Raw genomic sequence first — 21,836 nt, forward strand, 5'->3', positions numbered from 1 at the left:
GCGCTGGCCCGTCTGCGCCGCGCGGTCACGGCGACCACCGTGCTGATCGAGGGCGGCGCCACCAACAAGAGCTTCATCCTCGAACTGCTGGACCAGCCCGAGGTGATCGACGGCAGCGCCGACACCGGGTGGATCGACCGGGTCCGCGGTGAGGGCCGTCTGGTCTCGCACAAGCACTCCGGGATCGCCCTGGTCGCCGCGGCGATCGAGGGCTACCAGGACGCCGAGAAGGTCGAGCGCAGCCGCCTGCTGGAGACCGCCCACGGCGGTCGTCCGCAGGTGCAGCACGAGGTCGGTCGCGCGATCGACCTGAAGCTGCGTGGCGCGAGCTACCGGGTGACCGTGACGCGGATCGGCCGGACGCGGTTCCGGGTCGGCGTCGGCTCCGGTAACGATCCCTTCCAGGTCGTGGACGCGGACCTCGAGCGCCTCGACGGTCACAGCGGTCGGCTGACGGTCGGCGGGCAGCGGTTCCGGCTCGTCACCGCCACGCACGGCCCCGTGCACCTGATCGAGGTCGACGGGGTGACCCACCGCGTCAGCCGGGATGAAGGCGGCGTACTGCGTTCGCCCGCGCCTGCTCTCGTGGTCGCGACGCCGGTGCAGACCGGTGCCGAGGTCGAGGCCGGTGCGCCGGTCCTCGTGCTCGAGAGCATGAAGATGGAGACGGTGCTGTATGCGCCGTTCAAGGCCACGGTGAAGGAGCTGCAGGTCTCGACCGGCAGCCAGGTCGAGACCGGAGCACCGCTGCTCCGGCTGGAGCCGATTGCCGATGAGGCCGACGCCGAGGCGGCTGCTCCGGTGCAGAACGGCGTACGGCTTGAGCTGCCGCGTCGTTCGGGTGAGATCTCGCCGCAGGAGCGCGTCGAGCGCGGTCTGGACGACCTGCGCAGCATGCTGCTCGGGTTCGATATCGACCCGCGCGACGAAGGCGGGATGCTGGCCGGCTACCTGCTGGCCCGGACCCAGTTGCCGCAGCCCCCGGTGGTCGCCGAGATCGACCTGATGTCGGTATTCGCGGACTTCGCCGAGCTGAGCCGGAACCGGCCGGCCGGTGAGGAGATCAGCACCGAGAACCGGGTGCACAGCCCGCGTGAGCACTTCCACACCTACCTGCAGAGCCTCGACCCCGAGCGCGGCGGTCTGCCGGCCGAGTTCCAGGCCCGGCTCGCTCGCGTGCTCGCGCACTACGGCGTGACGGATCTCGAGCGCAGTACCGAGCTCGAAGAGGCCGTGTTCCGGATCTTCCTCGCGCAGCAGCGGACCACGCCGGACATCCTGCTGGTCACGTCGGTGCTGGAGCGCTGGATCGACGAGTCGCGCCCGGAGGCACCGCTCGACGAGGCGGTGCACGAGTTGCTGGACCGGCTGGTGCTGGCCACGCAGCTGCGGTTCCCGATCATCGGCGACCTGGCGCGCAGCGTCCGGTTCCGTTGGTTCGACCAGCCGCTGGTCGACGCGGCACGCGCTTCGGTGATCGACGGCGTCGGTGACGAGGTCGCCGATCTGGCCGCGAACCCGGCCGCGCCGAACCGGCAGGACCGGATCGACGCGCTGGCCGCGATCCCGGAGCCGATCGTGCGGTTCCTGGCTGAGCGGCTGGAGGGTGGCTGGGGTGAGCGTGAGCCGCTGCTCGAGGTGCTCATCCGCCGGCACTACCGCGAGTACGAGCTGCACGACGTCCACGAGGTCACCGTCGAGGGACGGCCGTTCGCGACCGCCGACTACACGATCGACGACCGGCCGACGCACCTGGTCACCACCGTCGGGACCACGGCCGAGCTGGCCGACCCGGACAGTGGCTTGTCCCAGGCTTTGACCGCGCAGCTGGACGGGCGTCCGGCCGGCCACGAGGCAGTCGTCGAGCTCTACCTGTACGGCGCGGATCTGCCCGCCGTACAGCAGGATGCTTCTGATCTGTACCGGCGGATGGTGGCCGAGCTGCCGATCGCTCAGCGCGCCCGCCGGATCTCGGTCGCCGTGGCGTCGGGTGACGGTCAGCCGGTCTCGTACTTCACGTACCGCCCGGCCGGTGGCTCGGTGGTCGAGGACGACAACGTCCGTGGCGTGCACCCGATGGTCGGCCGTCGCCTGAACCTCTGGCGGCTGCGCGACTTCCGGATCACGCGGCTGGATGCGCCGGACGACGTACTGCTGTACTACTGCGTCGCTCGGGACAATCCGGCCGACCAGCGGCTCGTGGCGCTGGCGCAGGTGCGTCAGTTCGCGGTGGTCCGCGACGAGGACGGCCTGGTCACCGGGCTGCCGCACGCCGAGCGGGCGATCGCGAACTGCCTGGAGGCGATCCGCCGGGCCCGCACCGCGCGCGGTGCGGCCGGAGCCAAGCTGGACATGAACCACGTCTGGATCCACATCTGGCCGGTCGTCGACGCCCAGGTCGACGAGGTCACCACGCTGAAGAGCAAGATCGCCCCGATGACGGCCGGTGCCGGGATCGAGGAGGTCCTGATCCAGGGCCAGGTCGAGGCTCCGGACGGCGTCGCCTACCCGGTCGCGGCCCGCTTCTACGCCCAGCCGGGCGCCGGCGTCGTCACGTCGATCGAGGAGCCGCCGACCACCAAGTTGATGCCGCTCGACGACTACGCGCAGAAGGTGCAGCGCTCGCGGCGCCGGAACACGATCTATCCGTACGAGGTCAGCGGCATCGTCACCGGTCCGGGCGGCTCGTTCGTCGAGCACGACCTGGACGACACCGGCATGCTGGTACCGGTCGAGCGTCCTAAGGGCCTGAACAAGGCCGGGATCATCCTCGGTCTGGTCAACACGCCGACGACGCGCTACCCCGAGGGCATCACCCGGGTCGCGCTCAGCGGCGACCCGACCAAGGCGCTCGGTGCGGTCGCCGAGCCGGAGTGCGCACGGATCATCGCGGCCATCGACCTGGCCGAGCGGCTGCAGATCCCGATCGAGTGGTACTCGCTGTCGGCCGGGGCCCGGATCTCGATGGACTCCGGCACCGAGAACATGGACTGGGTCGCGAAGGCGCTGAAGCGGATCGTCGAGTTCACCCAGGCCGGTGGCGAGATCAACATCGTCGTGGCCGGGATCAACGTCGGCGCCCAGCCGTACTGGAACGCCGAAGCGACGATGCTGATGCACACCAAGGGCATCCTGGTGATGACGCCGGACAGCGCGATGGTGCTGACCGGCAAGCAGACCCTGGACTTCTCCGGCAGCGTCTCGGCCGAGGACAACTTCGGGATCGGCGGTTACGACCGGGTGATGGGCCCGAACGGCCAGGCGCAGTACTGGGCGCCGGACCTGAAGGCGGCGCGCGACGTACTGATGTCGCACTACGACCACACGTACATCGCACCGGGGGAGTCGGGGCCGCGGCGCGCGGAGACGACCGACCCGATCGATCGGGATGTGACGCCGTACCCGCACATCGTCGAGGGCAGCGACTTCAAGACCGTCGGCGAGATCTTCTCGGCGGAGACCAACCCGGATCGCAAGAAGGCGTTCGACATCCGCACGCTGATGCGGGCGGTCAGCGACCAGGACCACCCGGTGCTGGAGCGCTGGGCCGGGATGGCCGACGCGGACACCTCGGTGGTTCAGGACGCACGGCTGGGTGGCTACCCGGTCTGCCTGGTCGGGATCGAGTCCAAGTCGGTACCGCGGCGCGGCTTCCCGCCGGCCGACGGACCCGACACCTACACCGCCGGCACGCTGTTCCCGAAGTCGTCGAAGAAGACGGCACGCGCGATCAACGTGGCCAGCGGCAACCGGCCCCTCGTCGTACTGGCGAACCTGTCCGGATTCGACGGGTCACCGGATTCGATGCGTAACCTGCAGCTCGAGTACGGCGCTGAGATCGGTCGCGCGATCGTGAACTTCGAGGGTCCGATCGTGTTCTGCGTAGTCTCGCGGTACCACGGTGGCGCGTTCGTGGTGTTCTCCAAGCAGCTGAACCCGCGGATGACGGTGCTCGCGGTCGAGGGCTCTTTCGCCTCGGTGCTCGGTGGGGCACCGGCTGCGGCCGTGGTGTTCTCGGCCGAGGTCGACGCCCGGACGGCGGCCGATCCGCGGGTCGCGGCGCTGGCCGAGCAGGTCGGTGCGGCGAGTGCGGCCGAGCGGGCCGAGCTGGCGACCGAGCTCGCGGAGGTGCGAACCGCCGTACGGTCGGAGAAGCTGACCGAGGTGGCGACCGGGTTCGACAAGATCCACAGCATTCAGCGGGCTCGCGACGTCGGCTCGGTGGACGCGGTGATCAGCGCGGCGGAGTTGCGGCCGCGACTCATCGAGGCAATCGCTCACGGCCTGTCGTCGGGTGGTACCGCAGAGGTCTAAGCTGTGCGCCATGCGCAGCGGGGAAGGCGCTCCAAACAAGGCACGAGCGTTGATCACGTTCATCGGCGTCAGCGTGCTGTCCGGTGCGCTCGCGGCTGGGCTGGCGATTCCGTTGGCCGGATTCGCCGGAATCAGCAGTGAGCAAGTGGTGAAGACGGTCCAGGACCTGCCGCGTGAGCTGGTGGTCGAACCCGTTGCCGTCCGCAGCCGGATGCTGGCCGCGGACGGTTCGGTGATCGCGACCCTGTTCGAGCAGAACCGCGTGCCGATCCGGCTGAACCAGGTCGCGCCGATCATGAAGACCGCGATCATCGCGATCGAGGACTCGCGCTTCTACGAGCACGGCGCGCTGGACCCGAAGGGCACGCTGCGCGCGGTGATCCGGAACCAGGGCAGTGGCGAGGTCCAGCAGGGCGGCTCGAGTATCACCCAGCAGTACGTGAAGCTCAGCCTGATCGAGAAGGCCCGCACGCAGGCCGAGCGGGCCAAGGCGACCGAGGTCTCCTACGAGCGCAAGCTGACCGAGCTGCGCTACGCGATCGCGCTCGAGGGTCAGCTGACCAAGAACGAGATCCTCGAGCGGTACCTGAACCTGGTCAACTTCGGGGACGGGACGTACGGCGTACAGGTCGCTGCCCAGCACTACTTCGGGACCACGGCGGACAAGCTCACACTGCCGCAGGCCGCGTTGCTGGCCGGGCTCGTGAAGAACCCGACCGGATACGACCCGACCAACAACCTCAAGCGTGCCAAGGCCCGCCGCGACGTGGTGATCCGGCGGATGCTCGAGCTCAACGTGGTCTCGGTGCACCAGGCGAACCTGGCGCTGCAGACCCCGGTGATCGACCGCGCCAAGATCCGTCCGGTGCCGAACGGGTGCGCCAACTCGCGCTACCCGTTCTACTGCGACTACGCGGTCGCGAAGCTGCTCGCGAACCCGGCGCTCGGCAAAACCGTCAAGGACCGCGAGCACTACCTGAAGACCGGTGGCCTGACCATCCGGACGTCGCTGGACCCGCGCATCCAGGCGGCCGCGCAGGCGTCCATCGACGAGCACACGAAGCCCACCGACACCGCGGTCGCGGCGATCACGGTCGTCCAGCCGGGGAGCGGACTGGTGAAAGCGATGGTGCAGAGCAAGCCGTACGGGAACGGGCGTAACCACACCAACTACAACTACAACGTCGAGAAGTCGTACGCCGGTGGGTACGGCGGGTTCCAGAACGGTTCGACGATGAAGGCGTTCACGATCGCGGCGGCGATCCAGGCGGGGATGCCGCTGGACTACCGGATCAACTCGCCCCAGCAGATCGACATGAGCGACAAGAAGTTCCGGACCTGCACCGGCTTCACCCGTGACCCCACGTATCGCCCGCGGAACTCGACCCGCAGCGGCAACCTCACCATGGTCGAGGCGGCCCGCTACTCGACCAACACCTACTTCCTGCAGCTCTCGCAGCGCGTCGGGCTCTGCCCGATCGCCCGGGTCGCCGCCCGGCTCGGCATGTACAACGCGCAGACACTGCATCCGCTCGACCAGGTCATCTCGATGACGCTGGGCGTCAACTACGTGACCCCGCTGCAGATGTCGAACGCGTATGCGACCTTCGCGGCGCGCGGCAAGTACTGCCAGCCCTTGGTCGTCACCTCGGTCCGGAGCAAGGCCAACCGGCCGGTCATCAGCCCGAAGGTCAAGTGCAGCCAGGCGCTCGCCCCGGGAGTTGCCGACGGCGTGAACAAGGTGCTCAGCGCGGTGATGGAGCCCGGCGGCACCGGCGGCAAGCTGAAGTTCGGCCGCTGGGACCTGGCCGGCAAGACCGGAACCATCCAGGAGAACAAGGCCGTCTGGTTCTCCGGCTACGCCCCGAACCTCGCGGCCGCCGCGGTTGTCGCCGACGCCAACCTGCCCTACACGAACCTGATGTACGGCCACACCCTGGACGGCCGCGACATCTCCGACCCGACCGGCTCCGGCACGGCCGGCCCGCTCTGGGAGACCGCGATGCGCGGCGCCCTCAAGGGCATGCCGCTGCGGCACTTCGTCGAGCCGTCCAAGAAGATCATCAACGGCGACCGCAAGGGCCTGCCCGACGTGACCGGCCTGGACCGCGCCGAAGCCACCAAACTGATCCGCAAGGCCGGCTTCGACGTCACGATCGCCAACAAGCTGGTCACCTCACCGGTCCCGACCGGCAAGGTCGCCTACACCGACCCGCGCACCGACTCCGGCGCCACCAAGGGCTCCCTCGTCACCATCTACCTGTCCAAAGGCCCCTCACAGCGGCCGTAGGTCTGAACCGGGAATCCACGTGACCCGGCCGCTCTCGTCGCAGAAGCGGCCGAGCCATTCGCCGTTGTGGCGGATCCACACATCGAGCTCCCCGGTCGCCCACTCCGCCCGCTGCACCGGCTGCACCGGATCAATCCGCCGTACGGCGTCCGCGGGGCGCGGCCCGTGCGTGTCGTACTGCACCTCCAGATCGGAGGCCATCCGGACCGCCTCCACCTCGGTGCCGAGACCACTGGCACGCCAACCATTGACCGCGCCGTCCCAGACACCGAACCCATCGGATCCGTCATCTGCGGGGCGCACCGTGAACCGACCAAGCATATTTTCAGATTAGCCGATCATCGAACATATGTTCTAGTCTTGATCCGGTGAAGGTTCGTGCACAGTGGGTCAGGCGCCCGTGATCTCGTCAGTTGCGGTAGCGGAAGATGATGCGGCCTCGGGTCAGGTCGTAGGGGCTGAGCTCTACCAGGACCCGGTCCTCGGGGATGATCTTGATGTAGTTCTTGCGGATCTTGCCGCTGATGTGGGCGAGGACCTGGTGGCCGTTGGTGAGTTCGACGCGGAAGTTCGCGTTGCGGAGGGATTCGACGACGACGCCGTCGAGTTCGATGGCACCTGCTTTTCTGGGCATGGTCAGGCCCCCTTCTGATTGACGCTGCGGTGGACGAGTTCGAGGTTGCTGCCGGTGCGGCGGGCGCCGAAGCCCGCGAACAGTGCGGTGGCCGCGACGTTGGTGTCGTTGACCTCGGCCGCGACCGTCTCGGTGCCGGCGCGGTGCAGTTCGGTCAGTACGTGGGCGAGCAACGCGCGGGCGATTCCGGTACGGCGCTCGCCGGGCCGGACCGCGATCAGCCCGATCCGCGGTTGCCGGGTGTGCGTGGCCAGCCGGAGCAGGCCGACGTACCGTTTGTTGCGTTGGGCAACGGTGTACTTCGACGGGTCGAGCGGTCTGGTCCCGCCCTGCCAGGGGAGGACCTCGGCGGGCATGGTCTGCCACTCGATCTCGCTGCGGATCGCCTGGTCCAGCTCGCGCAGCGGTTCTTCTTCAGCCGTCGTGATGACGACCCCCGGTGGTAGAGCGACTGAGGAGGGCCCGGTCGGTACGACGAATTCGTGCTCGCGGCGCCAACTGGTGAAACCGGCGCGTTCCCAGCTGGCCGTCAGGTCATGGTCGGTCTCGTCGACGACCGTGTACAGCGGACCGGTCTGGTCGGCCAGGATCGCCGCCGCCAGTGGTTCGAAGACATCGTCGCGCCAGGTGTCGATGCTGAGGAAGGTGCGGCCGTCGAGCCTTCGCGATGCATGACCGCGACCGACGACCAGATCGTTCTCCACCGCGTGCCATTGGTTCTCGGCAACACGGGAGACCGTGAGAAGCAAAGAGTTCATAGGTGTTTCCTTTCGGGAGTGCCCAACATCTCGGGGCGCTCCCGGCGACACCTATGTCAATCGCCCGCCCGTGACCACGGGAAGGGGAGCACCCACTGCGAAACAGCGTTCATGGGTTCCCACCTCCAAAAGTGATGTCACGGACCACGGCACGGTACCAACCCACCCGCCGTACCCGCCAATGGTTTTTCCGGCCATTAGGATTCCCGGATGACCGAGGGTGAGACGACCAGGCTGGTTGCCTGGAGCACTGAGCTTCGCCGGGTGCACACACGGATCCGCGAAGCCCTGCAGGTCACCCGTGGTGCCGTGCAGCAAGGGATATCGAGCGAGCAGGCGAGCCGTGACCTGCTGCTCTACTGTCATGGGTTCTGCGCAGCGCTCGACGGGCATCATCAGGGCGAGGATCGCGCACTGTTCCCGGCCATCGAGGCTGCACATCCGCAGCTCGCTCCTGTCCTGCGCTCACTCACGCAGGACCACTCGATGATCTCGCACCTTCTGCAAGGGCTGCGTGAGGCGGTCGATCGGGCGGCGTCTCCGGCCGAACTCGATCAGCACCTCGATGGCGTGGCAGCGATCATGGAGAACCACTTCCGCTACGAAGAGAAGCAACTGCTCTCCGTGCTGGAAAACCTGGAACTCCACGCTGCGTGCAGGACGTGCTCGGGCCACTCTGAGCCGCTGCCGCGCACCGGTCGTGATTTCGGTCACAGGTTCTCTCGGCGTGGACTGGAAGCGCTCCCAGTTTCCCCTACGCTGGCCGTGGCCAGAGTGTTGAACGCTCAAGCACTTGTTTCGCATTCGCGACGAGTCGCTCGTGTGCCCAGCGATCTCGTGGTGACCCCGCGAGATCCGGCACAGACCGAAGGGGAGTCAGATGTCCGCCCGAAAGAGACCCTTGGTGCGGGTGATGACCGTGCCCGCGGTCGTTGTCCTTCTCCTTGCCGGTCTGTTGCCGATCTCGGCCGCCTACGCCGCCGAGGCGCCGTACCCGCATGCCTGTGAGCCCGACAGCCCGCTGTGGCCGGGTTGCATCCCGACCGAGACCGCGATGTCCAATGCCACCAGGACCGGCCCGAACAAGGCCTTCTTCTGGACCGGCGGCATCGAGACCCAGGCTGGAGCGATCGCCTCTGTGCGTGGTGGGTCGACGCTGGAGATGCTGCTCGACAACGCCCACCTCGTGATGCCTCGGCTGAAGCCGCGGACCCAGCCGGCTGTCGACGCCTGGGACTACGCGTCGCGCTCGATGGCGCGGTCGGCTTCCGGCTCGTCGTACGTCGTCAAGGGCGACACCGTCCGGCCGGGGAATGTCTGGGAGCGGGTGGAGTTCCCGGCGCTGAAGGCGAACCCGTTGATCAACTGCGTCTACGAGATCACAGCCCGAACTGCGGATCAGCAGCTGCTCTGGTTCCGTCCCGGCAAAGAGCGGGAGTGTCTCGACAAGGAGCAGCTGGAAGAGGCCATCCTCGCCTGCAAGAACTGGGACAGCGCGGATTGGCCGCACGACATCAAAAGTGAGGACCCCACGTCGACGGTCTTCTTGAACGGTCAGCCCTGGAACGAAAGAATGTTCCTCTACGGCGGTGCCCCCGATCCTGGCGGCCAGACCAGAACACACGTCTTCTCCACCGCGCCGACAACTGCTCGGTCGGTGGCGGAAGCCCGGACTTTCGTGCAGAACAACGGCCGCATGTACGTGCGATTCGCCGCGAACAATCGTGACGTCGAGTCGATCGAGGTCCGCACCGCCGACGGACGGGTCGTCCTCGAGAACGCCGGGATCGACACGCTGGACTGCGAAAGCGCGAAATTGGGCAAGTGGGGGCTGCGGAAGCGCAACATCCGCGCGCTTCCGGCCGGCGACTCGATCACCTACGGCATCGGTAGCTCCACCGAGTCGAGCTATCGTGCGGACCTGATGGACCAGTTGCACGGCAACACCGTCGACTACGTGGGCTCGCAGCGGTCCGGGCAACTGTCGGATCCCGACAACGAAGGCCACCCCGGCGCGGTGATCAGTGAGATCTCCGGAAGCGCACTGGGGACCTTGTCCAGCAGCCGGCCCAACGTGGTGCTGCTGCACGCCGGAACCAACGACCTGAACAAGCCCGTCGACCCGGACAACGCTCCCGGCCGGCTCGCGAAGCTGATCGATGACCTCACCGCCGCCGCACCGCAGACGCCGGTCCTGGTCTCCACCCTCGTGCCCGCGTCCAACCCGACGACCCAGGCACGGATCGAGGACTACAACAGCCACGTCACCGAGATCGTGAACGACCGGCGTGAGGCCGGCAAGCGTGTCGTGGAAGTGGACATGGGCGCCCTGACGACCGCCGACCTGCGCGATGGGCTGCACCCGAACGACGCCGGCTACGAGAAGATGGCCGACGCTTTCTACGCGGGTCTCACGATCGCCAACAGCAGAGGCTGGATCGTGGATGCCACCGGCGGCGGCGGTGGCGGCGGCTCCGTCTGCCAGACCGATCCCGTCTGGCATCCGTGGGGCCAGGTGGCCAGTGGCGGCTTCACCAACACCAGCAGCCCGCAATCCCCGTACGTCGACTTCGCCGACCTCAACGGGGACAACCGCGACGATTACCTCGTCGTCAACAAGACGTCGGGTGCGGTGACCGCCTATATCAACGGCGGGCTGGGGCCGAAGGACGGCAACGCCGTCTGGCACCCGTGGGGCGAGGTCGCCTCCGGCGTGCTCACCTCGGGGAACTACCTCGATTTCGCCGACCTCAACGGAGACGGTCGCGACGACTACCTCGTCGTCAACAACACGTCGGGTGCGGTGACCGCCTACATCAACGGCGGGCTCGGTCCCAAGAACCAGAACGCTGTCTGGCACCCGTGGGGCAAGGTCGCTTCCGGGGTCAAGACCGCGAGTAACCACGTCGCCTTCGCCGATCTCAACGGTGACGGTCGTGACGACTATCTGTTGGTCAACAACACGTCGGGCGCGGTGACCGCCTACATCAACGGTGGTCTCGGACCCAAGAACCAGAACGCGATCTGGGACGCGTGGGGTCAGGTTGCCTCCGGCGCCGGCGAGTTCGTCGTTTTCGCCGATCTCAACGGTGACGATCGCGACGACTACCTGCTGGTCACCCCGCAGAGCGGCGCGGTCACGTCGTACGTCAACGGCGGTCTCGGCCCGAGGAACCAGAATGCGATCTGGCATCCCCGAGGACAGGTCGCCTCCGGCGGCGGCGCATCGGGCGCGATGGTCCGGTTGGTCGATCTGAACGGTGATCACCGCGACGACTACGCCATGCTGAACAACGTAGGGGCCGTCAACCTGTACGTGAACGGCTGCTAGCACGTGTTCTAGGTACGGGGATGTGCTCGGCGGAGGTCGGGCCGAGCACATCCGCACCTGTTTCCGCCCCGTGGCAGAAAGGTCTGACGTGGAGATCGTGGACGCGGCACGAGGCCACCTGCGCCTCGAACTGAACGGCCGCACCACAACGGTGTACGGCGAATTCTTCGCGGTCGGCGACATCGACTACTACATCGAACGAGCCTCTATCGCCCGGTGGGACGACGGCGCCTCAATGTCGTTACCCGATCAGGAACTCATCATCCGGGAACTGCCCGGAGTTGCCACGCGCTCCGGCTTGCGACTGCTGATCGAATGACCGCGGCTGGATCGCCTCCGGCGGGTGATCTCCCGCGAGCTCACCCGGCCAGAAGTGGCAAGGTGGAGTAGCCGCGGATGACTCGGGATTGGCGCCAGGTCGGGGTGGCTGGCGAGCGGCGGAGGTTGGGGAGTCTGGTGGCGAGTTCGGCGAAGGCGATCTGGGCTTCGAGGCGGGCGAGTGGGGCGCCCAGGCAGTAGTGGATGCCGCTCGAGAAGGCCAGGTGCTCGGCTTGGCGTGAGCGGGTGATGTCGAAGACATCGGGCTCGCTGAAGACTGCAGGATCGCGGTTGGCAGCGGCGAGGAGCAGCAGGATCCAGCTGTTCGGCTGCAGGTTGGCGCCGCCGATCGACACCGGCTCGTGCGCGAAGCGGCTGGTGCTCTGCACCGGGGGCGACCAGCGCAGGACCTCCTCGACGGCAGCGGCCGCGCGCTCTGGTTCGGCCCGCAGCAGTTCCCATTGCGCCGGGTGATCGAGCAGGGCGGCGATGCCGTTGCCGATCAGGTTGACGGTCGTCTCGAAGCCGGCGATCAGCAGCAGCCTTGCTGTGGTGTGCAGCTCGTACGGCGTGATGCCGTCCGGCGAGGCGGCGACGAGATAGCTGATCACGTCGTCGCCTGGGTGCGCCTTCTTCAGTGGGATGAGCTCGCTGAACAGCTCGTAGAGTTCGGCGTTCGCGGCGGCGAGCGCGGCCGCTTCAGCCGGAGTTTCGACGCCTGACAACGCCGAACCGACCACGGTGCCGTGCTGGGACAGCCGATCGACGTCGGCGTCCGGGATGCCCATCAGCGTCGTGATGACGCCGATCGGGAGCGGTGCGGCGAAGTCGGCGATCAGGTCGAACGGGCGGCCGTCCGCGGTCTTGCGTTCGATGCCGGTGATCAGGTCGCGGGTGAAGTCGGCGATCCGCTCGGCGTACCCGGCCATCATCTTCGGCCGGAAGGCCGGCGCCGCGATCCGCCGCAGCCGGGTGTGGTCCGGTGGTTCGCGCTCGAGGAAACCGAGGTCCAGGGTGTTGCCCGAGGTGTCCTCCGACGTCGGTCCCGGATCGCCGACCGGCCGGACACCGAAGCGCCGGTCGCGGAGAACCGTGTTGCAGATGGCGTAGTCGGTGGTCAGCCACTCCTGACCGGAACCGACCACCGATCCGCCGCCGCGCAGCTGCTCGTAGATCGGGAACGGATCCTCCGGCCCGGACCGGGCCCAGAACGCTTCGATCGCGGAAGTCATCGGGTCAGCACCCCTCCGGTGAACGTCGACAGAACCAGGTCAGGCGCGTCCCGGGGCGCGAGCCAGCCGCCTTGGATCAGCTCCCAGGCGGTGAACACCAAGGCATGCAGAGACCGGACAAGCCACCAATCCGGTACGCCGGTGCGAATGCTTCCGGCGCCACCGACAATCGCGGCGATCGGCGCGGTCAGCGCGTCGGTCCGCGAGGTGATCGTGTCGTCGGCGAAGACCTCGGGTTGTGCCGTCAGCAACGTCAGATAGGCGCCGAACGGCAGCAGGTCGACGACCATCCGGCGGAGCGGATCAGCATCGGCCGGCGCGGCCGCGATCACCGATTCGCTGATGTCGAGAGCCCGCGACGCGACCCCCACCAGCAGGTCGTGCCGAGTCGCGAACTGCTTGTGCAACGTTGTCCGCCCGATCCCCGCAGCCAGAGCGATCTGCCCCAGCGACGCCGCCGGATCCTTGGCGAGCACAGCTGCAGCGATATCAAGAACCGGCGCTGACACCAGCTGAACACTCATGTTCACGACCGTACAGCGTTGTTCACCACCCCGAAAGGCCCTCGGAACCGATCAGTGTGCCGACAGTGCGGCCCAGCCGTGTTCGAGGAGGTCGAAGGCGCGGTCGACGGACTCCTCGGGGGCTGACCTTCGCTGCCGCAGGAACCTTGCTGCTAAGGCGAAATGGGCCAGTGCGGCACAGGCCGGGTCGTCCTCGGGGAGGCCGTGGGCTTCGGCGATCGCTCGGGCCAGTGACGTCTCGTGGCGCATCCAGAGCCGTTGGCCGTACTCGATCAGTGCCGGTGTGGAGTGGATGAGTTCACGGAGTTGTCCGATAGCCGGGTCCTGGCTGCGATCGTCCATCCTGCGGACGATGTATTCGCGCAGTGCGGTCACCACCGACTGACCGGCCGGGCGGTCGCGGACCGAACTCACCAAGGCCGCTTCCAGCGCCTCGTCCTCGTCGAAGACGAGCGCCTCCTTGCCGGGGAAGTGCTTGAACAGGGTCGCGGTCGAGACGTCGGCGGCCTCGGCGATCTCCCGGACGCCGACCTGGTCGAAGCCGCGGGCGACGAACAGTTCGAGCGCGGCGTCGGCCAGCGCCTTGCGGGTCGCGGCCTTCTTCCGCTCCCGCCGTCCCACGGGTGTCTCGGTCACCTCCGCACTCTACCGCAACGGATCGAAAAGTAGAACGGTTATACTTTTAGAACCGCTCTGTTTGAATGCGGCGGCCCTCCAACCTTCAGGAGATCTCATGCGAAAGCATCTGCTGTTCGTCGCGACCGCGGCGTCCGGCCATATCAATCCGACCCTGCCGCTCGTCGAGGCGTTGGTCCGGCGCGGCCATCGCGTCAGCTATCCCGTGCCGGAGGCGTTCGCCGACCAGGTACGGCGGGCCGGGGCGGACGTCGTACCGGCTCCATCGCCCAATTTCGGGTCCGGTGGTCCGGGTGGCGGGCCGCTCGAGTTCACTGCCGAACTGGTGGGCCGGATGGCCGGCGGCTTCATGGATGGCCTGGGCGCGAAGATCGAGCCGCTGGTCGCGCGATTCGCCGACGCACCTCCCGACGCCGTCTGCTACACCTCGATGGCGATCGAAGGTCCCGCGGTCGCCGACATCCTCGGCGTACCGGCTATTCAGTTGTTCCCGAGCTATGCGTCCAACGAGCGTTACGCCGTTCGCGACGAGTTCCTGCCGACTGAGGCCGAACCCGCGCGCCGCCGTACTGGAGGCGATTGAGCAGGCCGCAGCGCGGTTGCGCAGCCGGGCTGAGGCGCTGGGGGTCCAGCGCGACATCGGTGGGCTTTTCATGCCGGTACCTGAGGATCTCAACCTCGTCTTCATGCCACGCGAGTTCCAGTACGCCGGTGACACCTTCGATGCCCGCTATCACTTCATCGGCCCGTCCCGGCGCACTGATAGTGCGGCGGGGTGGGAACCGCCGACCGGCGATCGCCGGCTGCTCTTCATCTCGCTGGGGACCACCTTCAACAGCAATCCCGGCTTCTTCCGGAGTTGCTTCGAAGCCTTCGGTGACACGGACTGGAATGTCGTGATGGCCATCGGCACCAAAGTCACGGCTGCTGACCTCGGGACTGTCCCTGACAACTTCGACGTCCGGCCCTTCTTCCCGCAGCAGGCAGTCCTGGAGCATGCCGCGGCATTCGTCACCCACGCTGGGATGAACTCGGTGATGGAAGGGGCGTGGCATCAGGTCCCGATGGCCGCCGTACCCCAGATGCCTGAGCAGGCTGCCAATGCGCGCCGGATCTCTCAGCTTGATCTGGGCACGATCGTCGGGGACGGGGGACTGCGCGAAGCCGTCGATGCCGTCGCCGATGACCCCAAGATCAAGGCCGGACTGGTCGCCGGACGGCGAGCCATCGACAACGCAGGTGGTGCCGACGCCGGCGTCGACGCCATCGAGAAGTACCTGCTGAGGTAGAGCCGGTCGCCCGAGGTGGGTGTGCACCCTCTGCGGTGGGTTTGAACAGGTTATGACCTGTTCACGCCCACGGGTTCTTGTTCACGCCCCCAAGGGCGGTCGCCTTGGTGGTCGGGATTTCGGAGGTTATGAGAACATATGTTCTAATTGAGGCCTCGGGGAGGTGGTCGCGATGGGGTACAACAATCCGCCGGTGAAGTGGTCGGAGTTGGAGCGGCGGTTGTCGGACCGGTCGCGGCCGGGGAGCCATGGTGGGCGGCCGGTGACGGCGGACGGTGGGGACAGTCCGGCGTGGTCGCAGCATCGGGGGCCTTATGTGCCGACGCGGGTTGAGCGGGGCGAGTCGGCGGTGGCTTATGCGGAGCTGCATGTGCACTCGAACTACTCGTTTTTGGACGGGGCTTCGCAGCCGGAGGATCTGGTCGAGACCGCGGTACGGCAGGGGCTGCATGCGTTGGCGCTGACGGATCATGACGGGTTCTATGGGGCGGCGCGGTTTGCGGAGGCTGCCGCGGCGTACTCGTTGCCGACGGTGTTCGGGGCGGAGCTGTCGCTGGGGCTGACCGGTCCGCAGAACGGGGTGGCTGATCCGGAGGGGAGCCATCTGCTGGTGCTTGCCGAGGGGCAGGAGGGGTATCACCGGCTGGCCGGCGAGATCACGCATGCGCAGTTGGAGGGTGGTGAGAAGGGCAAGCCTGTCTACGATCTGGAGCGGTTGGCCGCGAAGAGCAAAAGCTCGTGGGTGATTCTGACCGGGTGCCGCAAAGGGTTGGTGCAACAGGCGTTGGAGCGGGGTGGCCCGGCGGATGCCGGGCAGGAGCTGGATCTGTTGGCGCACCTGTTCGGCAAGGATCGGGTGGTCGTGGAGCTGACCGATCACCATCTGCCGGCCGACAGCACGCGGAACCGGATCCTGGCCGGTCTGGCCGCCGATCGTGGTCTGCCGGTGGTTGCCACCAACAACGTTCACTACGCGACCCCGGCGCAGCACAAACTGGCCGCCGCGCTGGCCGCGGTCCGGGCCCGCCGCGACCTGGACGCGATGGACGGCTGGCTGCCACCCAGCGGGATGGCGTTCCTGCGCACCGGTGAGGAGATGGCCTACCGCTTCCGCCGGTACGACGGCGCTGTCGCGCGATCGGTCACCCTGGCCGACCAACTCGCCTTCGACCTGGGTCGGGCGAAGCCGAAGCTGCCGTTGCGCGATGTCCCGAAGGGGCACGATCCGGACAGCTGGCTGGAGTACGTCACCCTCGAGGGTGCCGCCCGGCGGTACGGGACACCCGAGCAGCGACCGGATGCCTACGAGCGGCTGAAACGGGAGCTGGCCGTGATCAAGGCGAAGGGCTTCCCGGGGTACTTCCTGATCGTGCACGACATCGTCAGTTTCGCGCACAGCAACGGGATTCTCTGCCAGGGCCGGGGTTCGGCAGCGAACTCGGCGGTCTGTTACGCGCTCGGGATCACCGCGGTGGACAGCATCCTCTACGACCTGCCGTTCGAGCGGTTCCTCGCCTCGACCCGGGCCGAGGAGCCGGATATCGACGTCGACTTCGACTCCGACCGGCGTGAGGAGGTGATCCAGTACGTCTACGACAAGTACGGCCGTCAGAACGCTGCCCAGGTGGCGAACGTGATCTCCTATCGCCCGAAGTCCGCCGTACGGGATGTTGCCAAGGCACTGGGGTATTCGGTCGGTCAGCAGGATGCGTGGTCGAAACAGGTGGACGGCTGGAGTCCGGAGATCACCTCGACCGAGCACGACATCCCGGAGCGCGTCGTGAAGATGGCGACCGCGTTGCTGAAGTTCCCGCGGCATCTGGGGATCCACTCCGGTGGCATGGTGCTGACCGAGCGGCCGGTCGGCGAGGTGGTGCCGATCGAGCATGCCCGCAAGGAGAAACGCACCGTCCTGCAGTGGGACAAGGACGACTGCGCGTGGATGGGGCTGGTGAAGTTCGACCTGCTCGGGCTCGGGATGCTGGCCGCGCTGCAGTACTGCCTGGACATGGTGCGCGACCAGCTGGGGGAGTCGTGGCTGCTGCACACGATCCCGAAGGAGGAGGCCGGGGTCTACGACCAGTTGTGCCGAGCTGACTCGGTGGGGGTGTTCCAGGTCGAGTCGCGGGCTCAGATGGCGACACTGCCACGGCTGAAACCGCGCCGGTTCTACGACCTGGTCACCGAGATCGCGCTGATCCGTCCCGGCCCGATCCAGGGCGGCGCGGTGCATCCGTACATCCGCCGCCGGACCGGTGAGGAGCCGATCACCTACCTGCACCCGAAGCTGCAGCCGGTGCTGGAGCGGACCATGGGGGTGCCGCTGTTCCAGGAGCAGTTGATGCAGATGGCGATGGCGGTCGGCGAGATCGACGGTGACGAGGCCGACCTGCTGCGTCGCGCGATGGGCTCCAAACGCGGGGTCGAGAAGATCTCGTCCCTGAAGGCCAAGCTGTACGACGGGATGGCGCGCAACGGGATCGCCGGTGACCTGGCCGACGAGATCTACGCCAAGATCGAAGCCTTCGCGAACTTCGGATTCGCCGAGTCGCACTCGATCAGCTTCGCCCTGCTGGTCTACTCGAGCACCTGGCTGCGGCTGCACTACCCGGCCGCGTTCCTGGCCGCGTTGCTGCGAGCCCAGCCGATGGGGTTCTACTCACCACAGTCCCTGGTCGCCGACGCGCGCCGGCATGGTGTCGAGGTGCGGCGGCCGGATCTGCTGCGCTCCGGGATCAACGCCGAGCTGGAGGTGCTGGTCGACGGTCAGGAGCTGACCGGCCCGACCGGTTCGCCGGACTGCCTGAAGGATCCGCAACCGCCGGTCGGTCCGTTCGACGTGTCGAAGCCGTTCGATTCGTCCCTGCACCGGCGGGACGGCGCCTTCGCCGTACGGCTGGGGTTGTCAGAGGTCCGGACCGTGGGGGAGAAGGGCGCGACGCTGATCGTCGAGGAGCGCGAGCGCGGTGGCGACTACCGCGATATGGCCGACCTGGTACGACGTACTGGGATCACTGCCGCACAGGTCGAGGCGCTCGCCACCGCCGGGGTGTTCGACTGCTTCGGGCTGGATCGGCGACAGGCGTTGTGGGAGGCGGGCCGGGCTGCCGAGGAGCGCCCGGAGCGACTGCCCGGTGTCTCCGCGGCCGGTCCACCACCGACCCTGCCCGGGATGAGCGAGATCGAGACCGACATGGCCGACCTGTGGTCCACCTCGATCACCGCCACCAGCCACCCGATGCAGCGCGTCCGCGATCAGCTCCGCACCGACGGCATCCTCTCGGCCGCCCAGCTCCGCGAGGTCCCCGACGGCACCCGCGTCCGCGTCGCCGGCGTGGTCACCCATCGCCAGCGCCCCGCCACCGCCTCCGGCGTCACCTTCATGAACCTCGAGGACGAGACCGGCATGGCCAACATCGTCATCACCAAAGGCTGCTGGCACCGGCACGCCGCCGTCGCCCGCAACGCCACCGCCCTCATCATCCGCGGCCGCGTCGAACGCGCCGGCGAAGTCACCAACCTCTCCGCCGAAACCCTCGAACGCCTCCCGCTCGCCACCCGCACCCCGTCCCGCGACTTCCGCTGATCAAAGACACGGCGCTGATCAAAGACCGTCGTTGATCAAAGACACGGCGCTGATCAAAGACCGTCGTTGATCAAAGACACGGCGCTGATCAAAGACCGTCGCTGAATCAACGCCGAGCGATCACATGCAGCTGGAGCTGAAGTCCAACCAGGCGGGGGTGTCGCCGACCTTTTGCGTGCGGAAGTAGCCGATCGCGCCGGCGCCGTCGACCGCGCGGGCGAACGACCCTTGGCCGATGATCCGCAGCTGGTACTTGTGTCCCCTCGTCAGCGTGACGTTCGCGGCGCCCGAACCGTAGTTCACCTTGGTGCCGTTCGGATACTGCAGGCTCTTGGTCACCGGGTACTGGCGGGTCGAGCAGTCCAGCAACTGGTAGTACATGATCCCGTCGTACAGCTTCCCCGCGGCGCTCCACTTCAGCGTGATCCGGCCGGTCGTGGCTCCGGTCCGGCCGTAACAGCCGACACCGCGGATCTCGTTGACCTTCCGGGACGATCCCGTCCCCGTCCCACCGGCGCCCGGCCTCCCCGGGCCGCTGCCAGCTCCGGCGTACGACGAGTTGGCGAACGCGACCTGGTATCCGTTGGGGCAGTCGCCCGGTGACGGCGGATCCTGGGCGAAGGCGTGACCGCCGGTCGACAGCGCCGCCCCGGCCAGTGCCAGTACCAGCGCTCCGCGCACACCTGCTCTTCGCATCATCAAAGATCCCCATTCCGATCGTGGTGCCTGAGTGCAACCGCTTTGACGCTAAGTGACGGAGCACGGAGGGCGCCAGCATTCTGCAGCTTGTTGCAGACATTGGTGCGCGGGGCAACCATTTGACCCCTGGGCGGCGTCCGGTGCCGCCGGGAGGTGCAACGAACGGGCTTCGAGGGGCGTCTAGGGTGGGAGGTGATGATCATGATCCGACGGTTCGGTACGACGCTGGCGGCGGGCGCCGCCGCCCTGGTTTTGGTTGCTTGTGGCAATGAATCTGCAGGAGGAGATCGAGAAGTGAATCCGTCCGGGAACAGTTCGAGCAGTGGTTCGAGTTCGGCGACGCCGGGTGGTGCGGCGCCGACCGGGACGCCGGGTGGTACGGCGGTGGAGCAGGCGACGGCGGACCTGGTGACGAAGCTCGGCGTCCAGGCGGCCGGGGTGAAGGTGGTCTCCGCCGAGGAGGTGACCTGGTCGGACGGGAGTCTGGGCTGCCCGGAGCAGGGGATGCGCTACACGCAGGCCCTGGTGAACGGGATGCGGATCGTTCTGGAGGCCGACGGCAAGCGCTACGAGTACCACTCGGGCGGCTCGCGCGCGCCGTTCCTCTGCGAGAACCCGCAGGCGCGCTGAAAAACCCGCTGAAAAAACTTTTGAAAGTCGGTGTATCACCGGTCCGGCGGGCGGACTCCGCACTTATGGAACGCCGTTGAACTGCTTCCGGGGGGAAGGCAGGGCAAGGGCCTCCGTGGGGGGAGGGACTGACGCGGTGCGCGAGGAGTTTCGGTGGTCAGGCCGAAGTTTCTCCGCACCGCGTCAGTGCGTGCTGCCGGTCCCTGCCAACTCACCTGACTGAGCTGGCAGGGACCGGCTTAAGTTTGTTCAGGTCGTGCTGTTGTGAGCATCCCCAGGCTTGAGTACCGGGCCGACCCCGGTGATCGCCTGGCCGAGGGCGAAGGCGAGCAGGCCGTCGGCGGCCTGCAGGGCGTTCTCGCCGGTGCGCGACATCCGCCCGGCGATCAGCCCGGCCACGAGCGGCGTGGCGAACGACGTACCGCTCCAGCGCGCCATCTCGGCGAACTTGCGGACCTCGCCGGTGTGCGGCGGTTCGGTGCAGTGGTACTCGCCGGTCAGGAATGCGTTGGTCAGGTTCTCACCGGGTGCGTAGACGTCGACCCAGCTGCCGAAGTTGCTGAACCCGGCCCGCGAGGTCTCGGCCTCGTCGAGGGCGCCGACGCCGACGGTCTCCGGGAAGGCGGCCGGCCAGAAGTAGTCGCGGGTGGACTCGTTCCCGGCCGCGGCTACCAGGACCAGGCCGTTCACGCGGTTCAGCCGGGTCTCGATGAACACGTCGAGGCCGAGCGGCGGCAGGTCGAATCGAGTGCGGGTACCCGCCGACAGACTGATGATGTCCGGCGCCAGGTCGAGCACCTCGTCGAGAGCAGCCGCCAGGTCGAACTCCCAGATCGCACCGGCGGTGGTGAAGTAGCTCTGGACGACGACCTCGGTTTCGCGAGCCATCGAGCGCAGCACACCGGCGATGAAGGTGCCATGACCGGCGTACGGCTTGATCAGCCCGGCCGAATCGAACGCGCTCTCCAGCTCACCGGTGACACCGTCGAGCCAGCCGGCCGAGGGTGCGGGAGACCAGCCGACATCCAGTACGACGACCTTGACGCCCTTGCCCGTGGTTGTCGTGTCGTCGATGTACGGCTTCGGTTCCTTCGCCTCGACCTCTTCGGGCTCGGTCGCCGGGCACGGACTGACACTTGGTACGACGTAGAACAGGTGCTCCGGGGTGACGACGCCACGACCGAGCCGCAGGTCGGCGTACTTGAGGAACCGCTGGGTCGGGGACGGATCCTCCGGCGCACCCGGCGGTACCTTGGCAGGCAGCTTCAGGCGGGTGACGCCGGCTATGCCGCCCTCAGCCGTCGTACCGCCCTCGAAGAGCCGGATCACGCGCTCCACGTCTTCGTCGCGGAGCAGGACGAAGCCGGCGTGGTAGAGGTAGTCGGCCCCCGTCGACTGCCACTTGGCCGGGAAGACCTCGACGTCTCTGCCGAAACCCTTCAGGATCAGGTTGATCTGGGCGATGTACTTCGGATCGCGCTCGCCGGTAGGTTTGCTGCCTTCTACTGCCATGGAACCGCTTCCCCCTCGAATCACTGAAATGGTCGAGTCCGATCGATATCATTCCACTCCGTCGGCGTACTAGGGGGAAACTC

Annotated in this window: 17 protein-coding genes; 9 read left to right on the plus strand and 8 right to left on the minus strand. The window is 67.4% G+C overall.

Features of this window, described 5'->3' with window-relative positions; translation table 11 throughout:
* Both ACFVWG_RS40300 and ACFVWG_RS40305 read left to right on the plus strand, forming a co-directional pair.
* On the plus strand, nt 1-4,314 hold a 4,314-nt coding region (locus tag ACFVWG_RS40300), incomplete at its 5' end, for a carboxyl transferase domain-containing protein (protein WP_391548807.1).
* A gap of 10 nt (nt 4,315-4,324) precedes the next feature.
* On the plus strand, nt 4,325-6,604 hold the full coding sequence (locus tag ACFVWG_RS40305; RefSeq protein ID WP_391548808.1) for a transglycosylase domain-containing protein: 2,280 nt from the start codon (nt 4,325-4,327) through the stop codon (nt 6,602-6,604).
* Here the strand turns inward: ACFVWG_RS40305 and ACFVWG_RS40310 are convergent.
* From ACFVWG_RS40310 to ACFVWG_RS40320, 3 genes are all read right to left on the minus strand, one after another.
* The gene (locus tag ACFVWG_RS40310) at nt 6,590-6,925 is read right to left on the minus strand and encodes a hypothetical protein (protein WP_391548809.1); all 336 of its coding nucleotides are present in this window, start codon (nt 6,923-6,925) and stop codon (nt 6,590-6,592) included. The two genes, ACFVWG_RS40305 and ACFVWG_RS40310, sit on opposite strands and share 15 nt — an antisense overlap.
* Nucleotides 6,926-7,013: 88 nt before the next feature.
* Nucleotides 7,014-7,238 (minus strand): translation initiation factor IF-1, encoded by a 225-nt coding sequence (gene infA, locus ACFVWG_RS40315; RefSeq protein WP_391548810.1) that lies wholly within the window; start codon nt 7,236-7,238, stop codon nt 7,014-7,016.
* A 2-nt stretch (nt 7,239-7,240) separates the two neighbouring features.
* Nucleotides 7,241-7,996 (minus strand): GNAT family N-acetyltransferase, encoded by a 756-nt coding sequence (locus tag ACFVWG_RS40320; RefSeq protein WP_391548811.1) that lies wholly within the window; start codon nt 7,994-7,996, stop codon nt 7,241-7,243.
* Between the two features lie 210 nt (nt 7,997-8,206).
* Here ACFVWG_RS40320 and ACFVWG_RS40325 point away from each other — a divergent pair, with 210 nt between their 5' ends.
* The 3 genes from ACFVWG_RS40325 to ACFVWG_RS40335 all read left to right on the plus strand — a co-directional run bounded on the left by ACFVWG_RS40325 (nt 8,207) and on the right by ACFVWG_RS40335 (nt 11,646).
* A complete protein-coding gene (locus tag ACFVWG_RS40325) occupies nt 8,207-9,004 on the plus strand; it encodes a hemerythrin domain-containing protein (RefSeq protein ID WP_391548812.1) in 798 nt (265 codons plus the stop codon).
* Entirely contained in the window at nt 8,910-11,327 is a 2,418-nt protein-coding gene (locus ACFVWG_RS40330) for an FG-GAP-like repeat-containing protein (protein ID WP_391548813.1), read from the plus strand. Before ACFVWG_RS40325 ends, ACFVWG_RS40330 begins: the two co-directional genes overlap by 95 nt.
* 88 nt (nt 11,328-11,415) lie before the next feature.
* Nucleotides 11,416-11,646, plus strand: coding sequence for an Imm74 family immunity protein (locus tag ACFVWG_RS40335; RefSeq protein ID WP_391548814.1), 231 nt, complete (start codon nt 11,416-11,418; stop codon nt 11,644-11,646).
* 40 nt (nt 11,647-11,686) lie between these two features.
* On the opposite strand, the gene ACFVWG_RS40340 is transcribed toward ACFVWG_RS40335, so the two are convergent.
* Genes ACFVWG_RS40340 through ACFVWG_RS40350 form a run of 3 tightly spaced genes read right to left on the minus strand, consistent with a single transcriptional unit; the run spans nt 11,687 to nt 14,037 of the window.
* Nucleotides 11,687-12,877 carry a cytochrome P450 gene (locus ACFVWG_RS40340; RefSeq protein WP_391548815.1) on the minus strand — a complete coding sequence of 397 codons (1,191 nt, stop codon included), beginning with the start codon at nt 12,875-12,877 and terminating at the stop codon, nt 11,687-11,689.
* Entirely contained in the window at nt 12,874-13,401 is a 528-nt protein-coding gene (locus tag ACFVWG_RS40345; protein WP_391548816.1) for a TetR/AcrR family transcriptional regulator, read from the minus strand. The genes ACFVWG_RS40340 and ACFVWG_RS40345 overlap by 4 nt, the downstream gene beginning before the upstream one ends.
* A 51-nt stretch (nt 13,402-13,452) precedes the next feature.
* Entirely contained in the window at nt 13,453-14,037 is a 585-nt protein-coding gene (locus ACFVWG_RS40350; RefSeq protein ID WP_391548817.1) for a TetR/AcrR family transcriptional regulator, read from the minus strand.
* Between the two features lie 97 nt (nt 14,038-14,134).
* Here ACFVWG_RS40350 and ACFVWG_RS40355 point away from each other — a divergent pair, with 97 nt between their 5' ends.
* The 3 genes from ACFVWG_RS40355 to ACFVWG_RS40365 all read left to right on the plus strand — a co-directional run bounded on the left by ACFVWG_RS40355 (nt 14,135) and on the right by ACFVWG_RS40365 (nt 18,912).
* The gene (locus ACFVWG_RS40355; protein WP_391548818.1) at nt 14,135-14,620 is read left to right on the plus strand and encodes a hypothetical protein; all 486 of its coding nucleotides are present in this window, start codon (nt 14,135-14,137) and stop codon (nt 14,618-14,620) included.
* A gap of 70 nt (nt 14,621-14,690) precedes the next feature.
* Nucleotides 14,691-15,326, plus strand: coding sequence for a nucleotide disphospho-sugar-binding domain-containing protein (locus tag ACFVWG_RS40360; protein ID WP_391548819.1), 636 nt, complete (start codon nt 14,691-14,693; stop codon nt 15,324-15,326).
* A gap of 172 nt (nt 15,327-15,498) precedes the next feature.
* Nucleotides 15,499-18,912, plus strand: a complete 3,414-nt coding sequence (locus tag ACFVWG_RS40365) for an error-prone DNA polymerase (protein ID WP_391548820.1) — start codon at nt 15,499-15,501, stop codon at nt 18,910-18,912.
* Between the two features lie 120 nt (nt 18,913-19,032).
* Here ACFVWG_RS40365 and ACFVWG_RS40370 read toward each other — a convergent pair whose 3' ends face one another.
* Complete coding sequence (locus tag ACFVWG_RS40370) at nt 19,033-19,593, minus strand: hypothetical protein (protein ID WP_391548821.1); 561 nt, start codon at nt 19,591-19,593, stop codon at nt 19,033-19,035.
* Nucleotides 19,594-19,812: 219 nt separating this feature from the next.
* On the opposite strand from ACFVWG_RS40370, the gene ACFVWG_RS40375 reads away from it, so the two are divergent.
* Nucleotides 19,813-20,241 carry a hypothetical protein gene (locus ACFVWG_RS40375; protein ID WP_391548822.1) on the plus strand — a complete coding sequence of 143 codons (429 nt, stop codon included), beginning with the start codon at nt 19,813-19,815 and terminating at the stop codon, nt 20,239-20,241.
* Between the two features lie 249 nt (nt 20,242-20,490).
* Here the strand turns inward: ACFVWG_RS40375 and ACFVWG_RS40380 are convergent, their stop codons facing one another.
* Nucleotides 20,491-21,753: a S8 family serine peptidase gene (locus tag ACFVWG_RS40380; RefSeq protein ID WP_391548823.1), complete on the minus strand. Its 1,263-nt coding sequence runs from the start codon at nt 21,751-21,753 to the stop codon at nt 20,491-20,493.
* Between the last annotated feature and the right edge of the window lie 83 nt (nt 21,754-21,836).

The sequence above is a fragment of the Kribbella sp. NPDC058245 genome (genome assembly GCF_042882005.1).
In the GTDB taxonomy this organism is placed as follows: Bacteria; Actinomycetota; Actinomycetes; order Propionibacteriales; family Kribbellaceae; genus Kribbella.

Excerpts from the sequence above, each read along its gene's own strand:
- ACFVWG_RS40320 (WP_391548811.1), bottom strand. The coding sequence starts at position 7,996 with ATGAACTCTTTGCTTCTCACGGTCTCCCGTGTTGCCGAGAACCAATGG.
- ACFVWG_RS40365 (WP_391548820.1), top strand. The coding sequence starts at position 15,499 with ATGGGGTACAACAATCCGCCGGTGAAGTGGTCGGAGTTGGAGCGGCGG.
- ACFVWG_RS40310 (WP_391548809.1), bottom strand. The coding sequence starts at position 6,925 with ATGCTTGGTCGGTTCACGGTGCGCCCCGCAGATGACGGATCCGATGGG.
- ACFVWG_RS40340 (WP_391548815.1), bottom strand. The coding sequence starts at position 12,877 with ATGACTTCCGCGATCGAAGCGTTCTGGGCCCGGTCCGGGCCGGAGGAT.
- ACFVWG_RS40305 (WP_391548808.1), top strand. The coding sequence starts at position 4,325 with ATGCGCAGCGGGGAAGGCGCTCCAAACAAGGCACGAGCGTTGATCACG.
- ACFVWG_RS40325 (WP_391548812.1), top strand. The coding sequence starts at position 8,207 with ATGACCGAGGGTGAGACGACCAGGCTGGTTGCCTGGAGCACTGAGCTT.
- ACFVWG_RS40375 (WP_391548822.1), top strand. The coding sequence starts at position 19,813 with ATGATCCGACGGTTCGGTACGACGCTGGCGGCGGGCGCCGCCGCCCTG.
- ACFVWG_RS40345 (WP_391548816.1), bottom strand. The coding sequence starts at position 13,401 with ATGAGTGTTCAGCTGGTGTCAGCGCCGGTTCTTGATATCGCTGCAGCT.
- infA (WP_391548810.1), bottom strand. The coding sequence starts at position 7,238 with ATGCCCAGAAAAGCAGGTGCCATCGAACTCGACGGCGTCGTCGTCGAA.
- ACFVWG_RS40330 (WP_391548813.1), top strand. The coding sequence starts at position 8,910 with ATGACCGTGCCCGCGGTCGTTGTCCTTCTCCTTGCCGGTCTGTTGCCG.
- ACFVWG_RS40360 (WP_391548819.1), top strand. The coding sequence starts at position 14,691 with ATGCCGGTACCTGAGGATCTCAACCTCGTCTTCATGCCACGCGAGTTC.
- ACFVWG_RS40380 (WP_391548823.1), bottom strand. The coding sequence starts at position 21,753 with ATGGCAGTAGAAGGCAGCAAACCTACCGGCGAGCGCGATCCGAAGTAC.
- ACFVWG_RS40355 (WP_391548818.1), top strand. The coding sequence starts at position 14,135 with ATGCGAAAGCATCTGCTGTTCGTCGCGACCGCGGCGTCCGGCCATATC.